This window comes from Micromonospora parva (assembly GCF_040649675.1).
Classification (GTDB): Bacteria; Actinomycetota; Actinomycetes; order Mycobacteriales; family Micromonosporaceae; genus Micromonospora; species Micromonospora parva.
In genome coordinates this window covers 46,712-62,096 of sequence record NZ_JBEZFX010000012.1, presented here as the reverse complement: position 1 = coordinate 62,096, position 15,385 = coordinate 46,712, and the positions used below count along the sequence as shown (strand labels likewise).

Annotated in this window: 12 protein-coding genes; 8 read left to right on the top strand and 4 right to left on the bottom strand. The window is 71.5% G+C overall.

Translation table 11 applies throughout. The features are described from left to right. Positions 1 to 48 precede the first annotated feature (48 nt). The 5 genes from AB0C03_RS26720 to AB0C03_RS26700 all read left to right on the top strand — a co-directional run bounded on the left by AB0C03_RS26720 (position 49) and on the right by AB0C03_RS26700 (position 7,195). A complete protein-coding gene (locus AB0C03_RS26720) occupies positions 49 to 1,218 on the top strand; it encodes an ATP-grasp domain-containing protein (RefSeq protein ID WP_357639766.1) in 1,170 nt (389 codons plus the stop codon). Beyond that, complete coding sequence (locus AB0C03_RS26715; protein WP_357639609.1) at positions 1,215 to 2,843, top strand: IucA/IucC family siderophore biosynthesis protein; 1,629 nt, start codon at positions 1,215 to 1,217, stop codon at positions 2,841 to 2,843. Before AB0C03_RS26720 ends, AB0C03_RS26715 begins: the two co-directional genes overlap by 4 nt. Beyond that, complete coding sequence (locus tag AB0C03_RS26710) at positions 2,840 to 4,438, top strand: IucA/IucC family protein (RefSeq protein WP_357639606.1); 1,599 nt, start codon at positions 2,840 to 2,842, stop codon at positions 4,436 to 4,438. The genes AB0C03_RS26715 and AB0C03_RS26710 overlap by 4 nt, the downstream gene beginning before the upstream one ends. Next, positions 4,435 to 5,580, top strand: coding sequence for an alanine racemase (locus AB0C03_RS26705; RefSeq protein ID WP_030329403.1), 1,146 nt, complete (start codon positions 4,435 to 4,437; stop codon positions 5,578 to 5,580). The genes AB0C03_RS26710 and AB0C03_RS26705 overlap by 4 nt, the downstream gene beginning before the upstream one ends. 325 nt (positions 5,581 to 5,905) lie before the next feature. Beyond that, positions 5,906 to 7,195 (top strand): CE1 family esterase, encoded by a 1,290-nt coding sequence (locus tag AB0C03_RS26700; protein ID WP_030329401.1) that lies wholly within the window; start codon positions 5,906 to 5,908, stop codon positions 7,193 to 7,195. A 78-nt stretch (positions 7,196 to 7,273) separates the two neighbouring features. On the opposite strand, the gene AB0C03_RS26695 is transcribed toward AB0C03_RS26700, so the two are convergent. Further along, positions 7,274 to 7,708 carry an SRPBCC family protein gene (locus AB0C03_RS26695; RefSeq protein WP_030329399.1) on the bottom strand — a complete coding sequence of 145 codons (435 nt, stop codon included), beginning with the start codon at positions 7,706 to 7,708 and terminating at the stop codon, positions 7,274 to 7,276. Between the two features lie 18 nt (positions 7,709 to 7,726). Further along, complete coding sequence (locus tag AB0C03_RS26690; RefSeq protein WP_210859442.1) at positions 7,727 to 9,190, bottom strand: multicopper oxidase family protein; 1,464 nt, start codon at positions 9,188 to 9,190, stop codon at positions 7,727 to 7,729. A 336-nt stretch (positions 9,191 to 9,526) separates the two neighbouring features. On the opposite strand from AB0C03_RS26690, the gene AB0C03_RS26685 reads away from it, so the two are divergent. The 3 genes from AB0C03_RS26685 (at position 9,527) to AB0C03_RS26675 (ending at position 11,912) form a co-directional block, all read left to right on the top strand. Then, entirely contained in the window at positions 9,527 to 10,603 is a 1,077-nt protein-coding gene (locus tag AB0C03_RS26685; RefSeq protein WP_030329395.1) for a sensor histidine kinase, read from the top strand. Further along, the gene (locus AB0C03_RS26680) at positions 10,600 to 11,280 is read left to right on the top strand and encodes a response regulator (protein WP_245233539.1); all 681 of its coding nucleotides are present in this window, start codon (positions 10,600 to 10,602) and stop codon (positions 11,278 to 11,280) included. Before AB0C03_RS26685 ends, AB0C03_RS26680 begins: the two co-directional genes overlap by 4 nt. A 65-nt stretch (positions 11,281 to 11,345) precedes the next feature. Continuing rightward, the gene (locus AB0C03_RS26675; protein ID WP_210859445.1) at positions 11,346 to 11,912 is read left to right on the top strand and encodes a PadR family transcriptional regulator; all 567 of its coding nucleotides are present in this window, start codon (positions 11,346 to 11,348) and stop codon (positions 11,910 to 11,912) included. A gap of 52 nt (positions 11,913 to 11,964) precedes the next feature. Here the strand turns inward: AB0C03_RS26675 and AB0C03_RS26670 are convergent, their stop codons facing one another. Both AB0C03_RS26670 and AB0C03_RS26665 read right to left on the bottom strand, forming a co-directional pair. Next, positions 11,965 to 13,662, bottom strand: coding sequence for an MFS transporter (locus AB0C03_RS26670; RefSeq protein ID WP_051708214.1), 1,698 nt, complete (start codon positions 13,660 to 13,662; stop codon positions 11,965 to 11,967). Positions 13,663 to 13,825: 163 nt separating this feature from the next. Then, positions 13,826 to 15,364 (bottom strand): aminotransferase class III-fold pyridoxal phosphate-dependent enzyme, encoded by a 1,539-nt coding sequence (locus AB0C03_RS26665; protein WP_051708213.1) that lies wholly within the window; start codon positions 15,362 to 15,364, stop codon positions 13,826 to 13,828. Between the last annotated feature and the right edge of the window lie 21 nt (positions 15,365 to 15,385).

The window sequence follows — 15,385 nt, the reverse complement described above, 5'->3', positions numbered from 1 at the left end:
AGGGTAGGCTACCCTAATCGTGACATCGTGGTAGTCGACGGAGGCGGTATGCGGCTCTACCTGACCGCGCTCAACCCCACCGACGCCGTCCTGCACGGGTTCCTTCCGGCGGCGGCGTCCCTCGGGCTGCCGGCCACCGTGCTGACCGACCGGCCCGCCGAATGGCCTGCGGACGTGCCGGTGACGCGGTGCGCGGTCCGCGACGCGGCAGCCGTGGTCGCGGCGACGGCAGCGACCCGACCGGTGGCGCTGCTGTCCAACAGCGACCACCTCCAGGAGGCCACCGCGATCGCCGCCCGAAAGCTCGGCCTGCCCGGCAAGGACCCGGACGCCGCCCGTCTCTGCAAGGACAAGGCCGCCGCCCGCCGGGTGATCGCCGCCGCGGGCCTCGATCGGGTACGCGTCGTCACCGTCGACCCCGCAGACCCGCCAAAGGTGCCGAACGAGATGTTCCCGGCGGTGGTCAAGCCCCGCGAGGGGGTGGCCAGTGAGGACGCGTACCTGGTGGTCGACCACGCCGAGCTGGTCGCCCGGGTCGCCGAGATCCGCAACCGGCGGCCCGACGTGGCGCTGGTGGTCGAGGAGTACCTCGACGGTGAACTGCGGACCTTCGAGACCCTCGGCGACGGCACCGAGCTGGCCTCCCTCGGCGGGTGGCGCACCGCCCTCGGCCCGCCACCGACCTTCACCGAGGAGAGCCTCGCCTGGTCGCCCCCGGCAGAGCCGGCGCGCACCCAGCTCCGGGCCCGACTCGACGCGCTCGGGGTCGGCTTCGGCGCCTGCCACACCGAGTACGTCATCTCCGACGGCCGGGTCCGGCTCATCGAGGTGAACTACCGCCTCATCGGTGACCGGATGGACCTGATCCTCGCCGAACTGCTCGGTGTGCCGCTGTTCGAGTACGTCATCCGGCTGCACCTGGGCGAGCCGCTGTCCGCCCTGCGCCTGCCCGACACCGTCGACCGACACGCCCGGGTCGAGTACGTCTGCGCGGACCGGTCCGGCCGTCTCGTCGCCGCGCCGGGCCGGCTGGACACCGTCCACGGCGACGTCCGGTTGGGCTGCCACCCGTTGCGCGAGGTGGGCCGCACCGCCGCGCACACCGGCACCAACCGCGACTACCTCGCCGTGCTGCACGGCATCGGCCCCGACGAGAACGCCGTCCGGCAGTCACTGGCCGCCCTCCGCGGCGACCTGCAGTGGACCATCGTCGAGTGAGCGACGACTGCGAGCGCGAGGTCTTCACCCGGGTGCTCGACGCCCTGCTGCGCGAGGATCACCTCGGTCTGCTCACCGCCGGCCGCCCGGACGGGCCCGACTGGTGGCAGGTGTCGCACCCCGCCGGCCGGCTGCGCATACCGGTCCGGGCGGACGGGTTCCAGCAGGCAGTGCGCAGCTCCGCGCCGACGGTCCTGCTGGTGGACGGCAGTGGCGACGCGCGGCGTACGGAGACCCTGGAGGGGTTGTTGACGCTGCTCGCCCCGCACGGCAACGCCGAGGCCGAGGCCGGCTGGCGGGACTTCGCCGTCGAGTGCCGCGCCGACCTGCGAGCCCGGCGGCTCGCCGCCCGGAACCGGGAGCGGGTGTTCACCGAGGTGGCCGCCGAACGGGCGAGCACCCCGACCGGCCTGCCGACGGCGCTCCTGGACGACGTGCTCGCCGCCCACCAGGGCCACCCCGTCTACCCCACCGACCGGTGCCGGCACGGTCTGCGCGACGACGAACTGCTCCGGTACGCCCCGGAGCACGCTCCACGCTTCGCGCTGCGCTGGTACGCCGCCCCCGCCACGGACGTCCGGCTCACCGGCCAACTCCCGCCCTGGTGGCCGCCCGCGCCGCGACCGGATCAGCTGCTGCTGCCGGCGCACCCGCTCACCGTGGCACGCGACGCGCTCCCGGTGGTCGACCTGCCGGTGACCCCGGTGCGACCCACCCTCTCCATGCGGACGGTGGCACTCGACCACGACCCGTACCTGCATCTCAAACTGCCGCTGCCGACAGCGAGTCTCGGCGCGCGCAACCGACGCACCCTGCAACCGGGCTCGCTCGCCGACGGCGGGGCCGTCGCGGCACTGCTCGACCGGATCGCCAGCACCGAACCCCGCTTCGTCGGCCGGATCCGGCACGCCGACGAGAGCACGTGGGCGCACGTCGACGGCGACGAGCGACGCGGTTTCCTGCTCCGCCGGTTTCCGCGCGACCTGGCCGGCGTTCAGGTGGTGCCGGTCGCGGCCCTCGCCGCCGCTGACCCGGTGGCCGACACGGTCCTCGACCGGATCAGCCCGCAGCGGCCCGTCGCACTGCTGGAGTCCTATCTGGACCTGCTGCTCGACTGGCACGTCTTCCTCTGGCTCCGGCACGGGATCGCGCTGGAGGCCCACCCGCAGAACATCCACCTGCTGGTACACCCGGACGGCACCGTCGGCCTGCTGTACAAGGACAACGACGGCGCCCGGCTGGACGCGCGGCACGACGGCACGAACGGTCTCACCCTGCACGACGCCCGGATGTGGGCGCGCGACCCGCACGAGTTGGCCGACGTGTTCATCACCATCACGCTGCACCTGGCCGCTGCCGCGCCCCTGCTCGCCCTGGCCGCCCGAGGGCTGTCCGTGCCGACACCGGCCGAGGCGCTGGTGCCCCGGCTCGCCGCCGCCCGCGACCGGTGGGGCGACGGCCCGGCGGGGCGGACCTTCACCGAGCGGGTCCTGAACGCCACCCATCTGCCCGTCAAGGCGATGCTCACCGCCGGCACCCTGCTGCCCAAACAACGGCTGGGCTGCACCGACATCAACAAGTACTACCTGCGTACCGGCCCGAACTACCTGCGGGAGACACGATGACGAGCGCCCAGTTGCGCTCCCGGCCGGCCACCGACACCGGTCAGCTCGCCGACCTGGCCGCCGCGCACACCGTCTTCGGTTGCCTGCTGCGCGAGCTGGCCCCGCCGGGTGACACCCCGACGGTGGTCGACGGTGCCGTCCGGCTGCTGCTGCGCCACCTCGACGTCACAGTGCGCTGCGCGGTGGCCCGAGCCTCGGCGATCGGCGCGCACCGCTACACCGGCCCGGTGCAGCGGGACATCGGCGGCGGACGGTGGGCGGACCTGGACGCGGACGGGCTGGCCGCCCTCGTCGCGGCGGAGCTGACCATCCGTACCGGGCTGGCGAATGACGAGTTCGTCGAACAGGTCCGGGCCAGCCGGGACACCGTGGCCCGACTGCTGGCCGACCGACCCGCCGCGGACCCCACCCCTACCGGTGAGCCCGCCATCGACGCGTACGTCGACTCCGAGCAGTCGCTGGTCCTCGGCCACCCGCACCACCCCACCCCGAAGTGGCGCAGCGGCGACCCGGACAGCTGGCGGGCATACGCGCCGGAGCTGCGCACGGCGTTCCGGCTGCACTGGCTCGCCGTACCGGACGACCTGACCGCCGACGCCGGACCGTTCGATACGCTCGTGGCCGCGCTCGACCCGCCCCGGCCCCCGCGCGGGCACCGCGCCCTGCCGGTGCACCCCTGGCAGCTGTCGCTGGTCCCGCCCACCCACCCACTGCTGCGCGACCTGGGGGCGGCCGGTGTGCCGGTCCGGCCGACGGCGAGCGTCCGAACCCTCTACGCCCCCGGGGCCGACCTGTTCGTGAAGACCAGCCTGCACGTACGGATCACCAACTGCCTGCGCAAGAACGCCCGCTACGAACTCACCGGGGCGGTGGCGCTGACCGACCTGCTGGCCCGGGTGCCGCTGCCGGACGGGGTGGGGCTGCTCGCCGAGCCCGCGTACCGCACCGTCGACGTCGCCGGCCCCGACGAGGCGTACGGGACGATCCTGCGCAGCGGTCTGCGCCCGCACCTGCGTCCCGGCGACACCCCGGTGCTGGCGGCGGCACTCGCCGGCGCACCGCTGGTGACAGCGGATCCGGTCGCCTGGTGGCGGGCGTACGTCGGCCTGCTGGTGCCGGCGGTGCTGCGCAGCTGGCTCAGCCACGGCGTCGTGCACGAGGCGCACCTGCAGAACGTGGTCGTGGTGCTCGACCGGGACCGTCGCCCGGTACGCATGCTGCTGCGCGACCTGGAGGGGGTGAAGCTGGACGCCGACCGGTGGGCCACCTGGCCGGACGGCGTCCCGGCGCAGGTCCGTTACGGTCCCCGCGCCGCCCACCGCCGGATCGTCTACTGCCTGTTCGTCAATCATCTCGGTGGGATCAGCGGGGCTCTCGCCGACGCGCGGCCGGGAATCGAGAAGCGGCTGTGGCAGGAGCTGCGGGGCGTCGTCGAGGCGGTCGCCGCCGACCTCGGTGATCCCGCCGAGCTGCGCGTTCTGCTCGACGGGGAGCCGTTCTTGGCCAAGGCGAACCTGCTGGTCCGCTGGCGGCGCGACGCCGACCGGGCCGCGCCGTTCGTGCCGGTGCCGAACCCGATGGGTGGGCCACGATGACCCGACCGGTCTACGTCCACGACCTCGACGCGCTGGCCGGGCAGGCCCGAGCCGTCCGGGCGGCGCTGCCCCCGCCGGTCGAGCTGCTCTACGCGGTCAAGGCCAACCCGGACCCCGGTGTGCTGCGAACCCTCGCCCCGATCGTCGACGGGTTCGAGGCCGCGAGCCGGGGCGAGCTGCGCAGGCTGGCCGAGGTGCTGCCGGGACGGGCGCCGGCCGCGTACGCCGGGCCGGGCAAGACCGACGCCGACGTCGCCGCCGCGCTCGACGCCGGGGTGCACCGCATCCACGTCGAGTCGCCCACCGAGCTGGCCCGGCTCGGCGCGCTCGCCACCGCCACGGGCCGGTCGGCTCAGGTGCTGCTGCGGGTGAACCTGCCGGTCGACGCGCCGGGCGCGAGCCTGGTCATGGGCGGTGGGCCCAGCCCGTTCGGCATGGACCCGGCCGACGCCGTCGGGTGTGCCCGCCGCCCGCCCGCCGGCATCGACGTCCGCGGAATCCACGCCCACCTGGCCAGTGGGTTGGACGCACCGCTCGCCGCGACGGTTGCCGCCGCGGTGGTCGACTGGGCGGTGGCCGAGGTCGACGCCGCCGAGGTCGACGTCGGCGGCGGCATGACAGTCGACTACACCGACCCCGACGCGCGGTTCGACTGGGAGGGCTACGGCCGGGCCCTGGCGGACGTCCTGGACAGCTATCCGGGAGTGCGCTTGCGCATCGAGCCGGGCCGGTCGGTCACCGCCCACTGCGGGGCGTACCTGACCGAGGTCATCGACGTGAAGCGCTCCTACGGCGAGTGGTTCGTGGTGGTGGCCGGCGGGACGCACCACCTGCGGACACCGGCCGCGAAGGGGCACGCGCAGCCGTTCACCGTGCACCCGCGGCTCGGTGCCGCCGGTCCCCGTACCGATGGCGGGCCGGTCACCGTGGTCGGGCAGCTCTGCACCCCGAAGGACGTGCTGTCCTTCTCCAGCACCGCCGGGCCGATCGGCGTGGGCGACGTGCTGGCCTTCGCCATGGCCGGCGCGTACGCCTGGAACATCAGCCACCGTGACTTCCTGCTGCACGAGCCGCCGCTCTTCCGCACCGGTGACCTGCGGGAAGTGGCCGCCGAGTGGGCGTCCCGGCCGTTCGGGACGTGAGCCCGAGCGCCACGAACCGCTCGGTGTGTTATCGATAACATGCTATCTTTCATCCGGGAGTGAAGGGCACGCTCCCGGTCACCCGAGCCAGCCGGCGAAGACGCGCCGAGGGCACTCCCCTCCCGCCTCCCGGTCGGTGACCAGTCCGGGCCCCGTCGATGCCAGGCGACCACTGTTGGTCGTCGGACGATGTCGCGCCGGCCGCATGCCCAGCTTCCGACGCTCCACCGTAGGCAGCCCCGGCCTCGACGGGTGGCGGCCGCACACCCCCGGTGCCGCCGCCGAGCCACGAGCACGAGACGCCGAACGGCAAGGAGCCCAGACAATGCTGAGACGTAGGTTCTTCCTCCCATCCATCGCGGCCGCGGCGCTTCTCCTCGCGGCCACCACCGGCGGCGTGTTGAGCGGCGGCCTCGGTGCGACGGCAGTTGCCGCCACCAACGGCACCCTCGCGGCGACCGCCGGCTGCGGCAAGGCCCCCACACTCGCCAGCGGGACCCGGACGATCCAGAGCAGCGGACAGAGCCGTACGTACAACCTGCGGATCCCGGACGGGTACGACCGGAACCGCCCGTACCGTCTGATCTTCGGCTTCCACTGGTTGAACGGCTCGGCGAACAACGTCACCTCGGCCGGCTACTACGGCCTCCAGCCGTTGTCGAACAACAGCGCGATCTTCGTCGCCCCGCAGGGCATCAACGCCGGCTGGGCCAACACCAACGGTCGGGACCTGACCCTCTTCGACGACATCTCCCGGCAGATCGAGAACGACCTCTGCGTGGACACCACCCAGCGCTTCGCCCTGGGCTGGAGCTACGGCGGGGCGATGAGTTACGCGGTGGCCTGCGCCCGGCCCACCGTCATCCGCGCGGTCACCGTGATCTCCGGTGCCAACCTCAGCGGTTGCAACGGCGGCACCCAACCCGTCGCCTACTTCGGCATCCACGGCATCTACGACAGCGTGCTGAACATCTCGCAGGGGCGACAACTGCGCGACACGTTCGTCCGGAACAACGGGTGCACCGCGCAGAGTCCGCGCGAGCCGAGTCGGGGCAGCCTCACCCACATCACCACCGCCTACTCGGGTTGCCGGGCCGGCTACCCGGTGCAGTGGGCGGCGTTCGACGGGGATCACACCCCCAGCCCGGTCGACGGGTCGGGCAGCCCCAACGACTCGCGGACCTGGACCTCGGGTGAGATCTGGAGGTTCTTCAGCCAGTTCGAGTCGACCACGCCGCCGACCACCCCGCCGCCGACCGACCCGCCGCCCACCGACCCGCCGCCGACGACTCCGCCGCCCACCGGCGAGCCGGGCACCTGCACTGCCACCTACCGGACGTTGAACACCTGGCCCGGCGGCTACCAGGCCGAGGTGACAGTGGCCAACAACTCCACGGCTGCCCTGACCGGGTGGACCGTGGGCCTGACCCTGGCCAGTGGTCAGGCCATCAGCAGCCTGTGGAGCGGCGTCAACACGGGCACCACCGGCAGTGTCACCGTCCGGAACGCCCCCTACAACGGCACTGTGGGTCCGAACGCCTCGACCAACTTCGGCTTCACCGCCACCGGTAACGGGGCCACCGCACCCAGCAGCGTCACCTGCACCAGCCCCTGACCAAGGGCAGGATGAGGGCCCGGAGCCATCCGGCTCCGGGCCCGACATCCGTTGGCGGCTGCCGCCAGGACTACCGGCTCACGCTTCGCTCTCCAGCAGGTCGCGCAGGGCGTCGAGGGCGGCGATCTCCTCCTCGAAGGTCTTGCCGACGACCGGCCCGAGGAAGCGCGACAGCCCGCTCGGCTGCCACGCCAACTTCAGCGTGAGTTTCGTCCCGCCGCCGTCGGCCGGTGTGAGCGTGTACTCGCCCTGGGTGCGTACCACACTGCCGGTGGCCTGGAAGGCCAGTCGCCGTCCCGGCTCGAACCCGGTCACCTCGTAGTCGGCCGGGATGCGACTCCCGCCGGGGCCCTTGAGCCCCTGTCGGTAGCGAGCGCCGACCCCTTCGCCCGAGACTCGAGCGACGTCGAGCACGTTGGGACGCCAGCGTGCGTCGTTCTCGCCCCGGGCGAGGAAGGCGAAGACGACCTCGGGAGTCCGTCCGATCTGCACAGTCTTCTCTGCAGAGGGCACAAGAAACCTTTCTCAGGGTCAGGGAACGATCTTCATCTGTGCCATCATCCCACTCGCGGAATGGTCGATCATGTGGCAATGGTAGACATACCGGCCAAGGTACGGCCCGAATGTCGCCTGGAGCCGGACAGTCTCACCCGGCCCCACCGAGATGGTGTCCTTCAGCCCGGCCTCGCCCGGGGCGGGCGGCTGACCGTTGCGGCTGAGCACCCGGAACTGGACCAGGTGCGGGTGGAAGTTGTGGGGGATGCCGAAGAGCGTGTCGCCGTTGGTCACCGTCCACACCTCGGTGGTGTTGCGTTTGATCTCGGTGTCGACCCGGTCTGCGTCGAACTGCTGCCCGTTGATGAGGAACTGGCCGGTCGCCGGGTTGAGGTTGAGCGTGAACGCCCGTTCCTTCGTGGCCGCCGGCAGCGCGGGAATGGTGCTCAGCCGGTCGGGCACCCGGCTGGTGTCGGTGGCGGTTCGGTTGACGTCGAAGCGCAGCACCGGCCCGGCCACCGCGTCGTCGAGGAAGACCCGGCTGCCGACCGGGAACGCGCCGAAGTCGACGACGATCTCGATCCGCTCGCCGGGCGTCAGGCTCCACGAGCGGATCGGCGTCGGCCCGGCGAGCAGCCCGCCGTCGCTCGCGATCTGGGTGACCTCGGCGTCGTTGCCGAGCCGCAGGGTGAACGTGCGGAGGTTGGACGCGTTGACGAAGCGCAGCCGGTACTTGCGGGCGGCCACCTGGAAGTAGGGCTGCGGCTTGCCGTTGGCGAGGATCGTGTTGCGGAACTGAAAGTCGTCGTGCTCGAAGACCAGGCTCGCGTCGTCGGCGAACCGCGCGTCGCGCAACATGATCGGGACGTCGTAGTTGCCGGACGGCAGCCGGAGGTCGGCCTGGGCCGGGTCGTCGATCAGGAAGAAGCCGGCGAGCCCGCGGAACACGTGCTCCGCCTCCATGTGATGGGCGTGGTCGTGGTACCAGAGCGTGGCGGCCCGCTGCTTGTTGGGATAGCTGTAGATCCGGCTCCTGCCCGGGTCGAGCACGTCGGTCGGGAACCCGTCGCTGCTCGACGGGGTCTGGCCTCCGTGCACGTGTACCGCGGTCGGCATGTCGAGGTGGTTGCTGTGGGCGATGACCGCGAGCCGGCCCGTCTTGACCCGGAACGTCGGGCCGGGGAACAGCCCGTCATAGGTCAACACCTCGGTACGCGTCCCGGGCAGGATCTCGGCCTGAGCCTTACGGGTGGAAACGACGTAGAAGTCGGTGTTGCCTACCGAGGCGATCGGCTGCTGCACGGGCGGTATCGGCATCCGGACAGTGAACGGGGCGGCGGCGGCCGCGACGTGCGCCGTCCCCCCGTGACCGGTGTGGGCGCCGTGGGCCGGCGTCGCGGGCGGGGTGGATCCGCGCGCCGCTGCCGCCGCGGTGGTCGTGACCAGCGCGGCTGCGCCCGCGGTGGCGCCGGCCTTCATGACGTTGCGTCTGCTCACCATTGGTCGCTCCGCTCCTGATGGGTCGAGGTCTCGGGGGAACTGTCGCGGAGGTCCCTCAACGCGGCGTCGAAAGCTGATAGCGGCGAAGCGTGGATTTCACCTTAAGTTTTGGTGTGACTACCAAAAGCTAAGCTTCGATCCTTCCAACGGTGTGCGGTGAGACCGTAGACTCGTGCGAGTAGTCGGCCGTGACAACTCGTAGAAGGCCGATCCGATCTGAGTGCTTTGTCGTCCGCGCACGGGGGAGCCGGGCGACACGGCGGGCAGCCGGCGCTGGGGAGAGCCGTTCGTGCCCGCACCTGGGGAGCAACAAGGGCACACACCGGGGGATCCGCGATGGTGTATGGAAACGATGCGCTGCGGAGGACCGCTGCCGAGGTTCTCGAACGCAGGCGTCAACCGATTCTCGCCGCCTACCGTCAGCGTCTCGCCGCTGCGACTGACGATCTCGGCGGGGTCGCTGACCTGGTCGACAGTTACACGACGCAGGCCGACGTCCTGGTCCGGGAGACGGTCGTCGAGATTGGTCGCGAGACGACCGACCCGCTGTCGGCACCGCCGCCGACGGCGCCCGCCGAGGGCGTCGACCTTCACCCACGCGAGTGCTTCCGCGCTGTCGTCGCGCTGGCCGACATCCTGCTGGCCGACGCGCTGGAGCAGTTGTGTGGCCGGCCCGACCAGGGCGCGATCCTGGCCCTGGTCGCCGACGCGCTCACCCGCACGACACTGACCCGGCTGCTCGACGCGAGTTCGCGCTACGCCGCCGGCCTGATGAACGAGGTCCACCAGGCGCAGATCGCGGAACGCTCGCTGATCGCGCGCGAGTTGCACGACCGACTGGGCCACAGCCTCAGCGCGGCGTACCGCAACCTGGAGGCGCACGAGCTCGCCCAGGAACGACACGGAGGCGACGTCGACCGCCGGGTGGTCATCGCCCGGGAGTCGCTCCACGACGCGGTCGGCTACCTGCGGGTGCTCATCGCCGATCTTCGCCTCTCCCAGCCGCTCGGGTCCCTCGACGAGGCGCTCGCCAACTTCCTGTCGACGGTCGAGACGGGCGAGACGCGTCTGCACACCGAGATCAACGGCGACGAGTCGTGGGTGCCGCCCGAGGTGCTCGACGAGGTGTTCCTGGTCGTCCGCGAAGCGTTGCGCAACGCGGTCGCCCACGCCGGTGCCCGAGTGATCCATGCGGTCGTCGACATCACCCCGCACGAGCTGCGGGCGACTGTCGTCGACGACGGGGTGGGCTTCGACCTCGCCGCGGAGCGCGACGGTTCCGGCCTGCGCGCGATGGCTGAGCGCGCGGCCGCCGTGGGCGGTCGCCTCGCGGTGCGAGCGGCGGGCCGCCAGGGCGTGTCCGTCGAACTCGTCGTGCCGCTGCTCGCCGTCGGGGCGGGGGCCGGCCGGTGACCGCGACGATGGTCGAGCCGACCCGCATCGTGCTCGTCGACGATCACGTCGTGGTTCGCGACGGCCTCCGGGAGATCCTCGACGCCCAGCGCGATCTCGTTGTCGTCGGCGAGGCCGGCGACAGCTGTGCGGCGGTCAACGAGATCCGCGTCCGCCAGCCCGACATCGTGCTGCTCGACGTGCAGATCCCCGGCGACGGGGTGACCACGACGGTGCGCCGGATCCGTGATGTCGCCCCGGCGAGCCGGGTCATCATCCTCAGCATGTTCGACGGCCCGACGCTGCTGCGTGAGTTGTTGACCCTTGGCATCTGCGGCTACCTGCTGAAGAACTCGACGCGCCAGGAGTTGGTGGCGGCGATCCGCCGCGCCCGCGCCGATGACGCTCCGGTGATGCTGGCGGTGTCGCGCGAGAGCCTGACCCAGGTGCAGGGGCCGGTGCACAGCACACTGTCGGACCGTGAGCGCGAGGTGCTGCAGTTGGTCGGTCAGGCGATGAGCAACGCCCAGATCGCCGGGCGGCTCTGCCTGTCGGAGGCGACGGTCAAGCGCCACCTGCGCAACATCTTCGCCAAACTCGGTGCGGTGTCGCGCATCGACGCGGTCAACCGGGCCATCGCGGCTTCGCTGATCGTCCTGCCGAGGCTGTGCGTCGACCCGACGTTTCACGGCGGATAGCGGGTTACTCAAGGATTGCTCTGCGCAACTTGCCCGCAAACGGGCACTCGTGTTGGACTAATGCCGTGAATAGCACTCGCCTGTTCGTGCTCGGAGCGCTCGCGCGTGGCGGCCCCATGCATGGGCACCAGATCCGCCGGGCGGCCCAGGTCGACCGTACCGAGCTGTGGAGCGACGTCAAACCGGGGTCGCTCTACGGCGCGCTGCACCGGATGCAGGTCGAGGGCGTCATCGAGGCGGTCCGGACCGAGCAGGAGGGCAACCGGCCCGCCCGCACGATCTACGCGCTCACCGCGGCCGGCGCGGCGGAGCTGATCGACCACCGCGACGAGGCGTTGCGTGACACCAAGCTCCGCCACGACCCGGTCGACCTGGCCCTGCAAAATGTGATCGACCTCGGCGAAGACGCGCTCCGGGCCATCATCGTGGCGCGGCGGCAGGCCCTCGCCGCGCAGCTCGACTCGTGGCTGGCGCTCCGGGAGATCGCGGCGCCACACATCCGTGGTCTGGAGTGGACGACCTTCCGTCATACCGAGCTCCGACTCCGTACCGAACTCGCCTGGCACGACGAGCTGCTCGACCAACTGCCCGAGCTGATGGCCAACCAACCGACGTCGATGACCACGTCGTGACGGTGCCAGCCCCGGCCCCGGGGGCATCTGCGGGGCCGGGGCTGGCGGCACGTCACCGAGCGGGCTGCCGGGTGGTGGTCACGTTCCAGTCGGGCTTGCTCGCCTCGGCCCAGGGCTCTTCGGGCCGGCGCGGCAGCAGGTAGACGAGAAGGAACGTGAGGATCACGCCGACCAGGACGGCGCCCACCGTGAACTGGACCGCCCGGTTGAAGTTGGTCTCCAGCGCCGATGAGGCAGCGCTGTCGAAGGCCGCGCCGACCGGACCCGGCGCCGAGTCCGCACAGCCGGGCGGCGTGGCCGTCGGATCCGACGCGCGGGACTGGCGGATGAAGCAGTCGGCGAAGGCGGTCGTCGCCGCGCTCGCCTCCGCCGGTGGCAGCCCTGCGGCGACAAGCGATGCCTGAAGCTCCGGGCTGGCCTTCTCTGCGGCCGTGGCCGAGTAGGAGCCGAGCGTTCCGAAGAGGACCACGCCCGCCACCGCGACGCCGACGGCCTGGCCGAGACGCTGGGCGGTGCCGAGCACGCCACTGGCCGCTCCCGCGTCCTGCCAGGGCACGCCGGCCAGCACGATCTCGACGCTCGGCGCGATCACCAGGCCCGAGCCGAAGCCGGCGAGGAGCAGGGCCGGCAGCAGCTCGAGGCCGGATCCCCACCAGTGGATCGTGGCGATGATGCCCACCATGCCCACGATCACGATGCCCGCACCGAGCATCAGGACGCCCCGGCCGAGGGCACGGGCGACGTTGTCGGAGATGGCCGCGCCGACGAGTGTGCCGAACGAGAACGGCAGCAGGATCAGGCCGGTCGTCAGGGCGGACTTCTCCAGGCCGATCTGCAGGTGCAGCGAGAGTGCGAAGAGCAGGCCGATGAATCCCGCGAAGTAGCAGAGGCTGATGCCGACGCCGGCGGAGAACGAGCGGTGGGCGAACAGGCGCATGCTCACCAGCGGAACCTGGGCGCGCCGGGCGCGGCGCAACTCCCATGCCGCGAAGGCGGCCAGCGCGGGCAGCGCTGCTGCCATCGAGACGAACGTCCATGCCGGCCAACCCAGGCGCTGGCCCTCGACCAGCGGAACGGCCAGCAGCAGGACGGCGGCCGAGACGAGCAGCATGCCGATCACGTCGAGCCCGCCGCGGCGGCCTCGCGACTCGGGCACCAGGATCAGCGCGGCGACGAACGTGGCCAGGCCGATCGGCACGTTGAGCAGGAACACCGGCCGCCAGTCCCAGCCGCCGAGGTCCCACGCGATCAGCAGGCCACCGAGGAGTGGGCCGCTGGCGGTCGCGATGCCGCCGATCGCGCCGTAGATCCCGTAGGCCTTACCCGTCTCCTTCGCCGGAAACGTGGTCTGGATGAGCGCCAGCACCGGCGGGTTGAGGATGCCGGCCATCATGCCCTGCACCACCTGGAAGGCGATCAGCTGGTTGGGTGTGGCCGCGAGCGCTGACGCCGCCGACGCGAGCGTGAACCCCGCGACGCCGATGAGGAACAGCTTGCGGTGGCCGAAGCGGTCGCCGATCCGGCCGGCGGGGATGAGCAGCAGGCCGTATCCGAGCGCGTAGCCGGCGATGACCCACTCCATCGCCGTGTAGGTCGAGCGGAGGTCGCGCTGGATCGGGGCGACCGCGACATTGACGATCGTCGTGGCCAGCAGGATCATGAACGCCCCGGCCAGAACGACGGCCAGGATCAGCCATCGGCGCGGATTGGGTGGCGCGGCGCTGTGTTCGTCGGTCCAGCTCTCCGTCATCGCGTTCCTCCTGAAGTCGGACGGGGGTCGACAGCGGACCCACCTTCCGACTACACGCCGTCGCGTACGATTAGTCAAGTACGGCTATTTGCGTATGACCTGTACGGCACATGAGGAGGGCCCGGGTCAGAAACTGACCCGGGCCCGGTGACGCAGGGTGCGGTTACGACCAGTCGGAGGAACCCGAGCCCCACTCGGTGGAACCCGAACCCCACTGGGACGTCGCCGGCCACGCCAGGTCGAAGGGGAAGTCGTTGGCGCGCAGCTCCAGCGTGCTCTCCAGCACGGCGTCGGTCAGCCGGTCGACGTCGGCGTCGCTGTGCGCGCCGCCGGCGAAGAACATCGGCATGCCGAGCGTGTAGATGCCGCGCTTGCGCAACAGCAGCGTGAGGATGAACGTCGCGGGGTTGAGCGCCCGCGAGTAGACCCGGTAGTCGGTGTAGGAGTCCTCCGGGAGGAACTGGAAACACCCGATGTAGTCGCCGAACCCCACCATCCGCAGCGGGATCCCCTCGGCCGCCCGGAACGCGGCCAGCCGCGCCTGGACCCGGTCGATCCTGGCGCTGAGGTCCGTGTAGTAGGCGGGCCCCTTGTCCCGGAGCAACTGGAGCGTGGCCAGCGACGCCGCCACCGACAGGTAGTTGCCGGTGTGGCTGCCCTGCAGACCGGTCTTCTGGCCGAAGTCGGTCCACGACTGCCCGCTGGTCTGCGAGATGTCGAGGATGTCGGCCCGACCGCCGATCGCCGACAGCGGCAGCCCGAGCCCGCTGATCACCTTGCCGTAGGTGACGAGGTCGGTCGGAATGTCGAACTTCTGCGCGGCGCCGCCGATCCCTGACCGGAAACCCGTCAGCACCTCGTCCAGGATGAACGGCACCCCGAGCCGCCGGGCGGCCACCGCCACCTCACGGATCATCGGGATCGTCGTCTCCTCGAACGGGAACGACGAAGCGGCCGGCTCGGCGAGGATGCAGGCCAACTCGCCCGCGTGGCGCTCGATCAATTCCACGGCGAGCGCGGTGTCGTTGGGCAGGATCAGCAGGTCGCGCGGCTCCGCCGGGGTGACACCGGCGAACGCCGAGACCAGCGGGATGCCGTCCTTGCCGATCTCCGGGAACGGCACCGCCGGATGCCCGTGATACCAGGGTGCGGTGTTGTGGACGGCCAGGTCGTGGGACCCGTGCAGGGTGCCCTCGAACTTGGCGACCATCCGCCGCCCGGTGAACGCACGGCAGAGCCGGATCGCCGACTGGGTGGCGCCCGTACCCGAGTGTTGGAAGGCGAACTTCTCGTTGTGCGGGAGGATCTCCCGCAGCAGCGTCGCGAGCTCCAGCTCCAGCGCGTTGGTGTAGCCGTTGCCGGTGCCCTTGCCGAGGCGCTCGCGGACGAAGTCGACGACCGGGGCCGGGTTGTGACCGTGCAGCGCCTGAGCCCCGTACCCCATGTGGCAGTCGAGGTAGTCGTTGCCGTCGATGTCGGTCAACGTCGAACCGCTCGCGGTGGCCGCGATGATCGGAAAGGGCGGCGCCTGGAACGGCCAGAACACGTGCGCGGCGGCGTCGACCGCCCTCAGTTGCTCGACGTGCGCGGCCGAGGCACCCTGGCGCGCGCCGATCTCGCCGAACAGCTCGTAGACCCACTTCTGCTGCATGAGGTCCTGAATGACCTCGATCGCTCCGCGCTCCTGGTGGCTGGCGCCCATCGTGTCCCCTTCGCATGGCGG

What these genes read in the sequence shown, in the direction of transcription:
- AB0C03_RS26720 (WP_357639766.1), top strand. Translation starts at nt 49, where the DNA reads ATGCGGCTCTACCTGACCGCGCTCAACCCCACCGACGCCGTCCTGCAC.
- AB0C03_RS26710 (WP_357639606.1), top strand. Translation starts at nt 2,840, where the DNA reads ATGACGAGCGCCCAGTTGCGCTCCCGGCCGGCCACCGACACCGGTCAG.
- AB0C03_RS26705 (WP_030329403.1), top strand. Translation starts at nt 4,435, where the DNA reads ATGACCCGACCGGTCTACGTCCACGACCTCGACGCGCTGGCCGGGCAG.
- AB0C03_RS26700 (WP_030329401.1), top strand. Translation starts at nt 5,906, where the DNA reads ATGCTGAGACGTAGGTTCTTCCTCCCATCCATCGCGGCCGCGGCGCTT.
- AB0C03_RS26690 (WP_210859442.1), bottom strand. Translation starts at nt 9,190, where the DNA reads ATGGTGAGCAGACGCAACGTCATGAAGGCCGGCGCCACCGCGGGCGCA.
- AB0C03_RS26685 (WP_030329395.1), top strand. Translation starts at nt 9,527, where the DNA reads ATGGTGTATGGAAACGATGCGCTGCGGAGGACCGCTGCCGAGGTTCTC.
- AB0C03_RS26670 (WP_051708214.1), bottom strand. Translation starts at nt 13,662, where the DNA reads ATGACGGAGAGCTGGACCGACGAACACAGCGCCGCGCCACCCAATCCG.
- AB0C03_RS26665 (WP_051708213.1), bottom strand. Translation starts at nt 15,364, where the DNA reads ATGGGCGCCAGCCACCAGGAGCGCGGAGCGATCGAGGTCATTCAGGAC.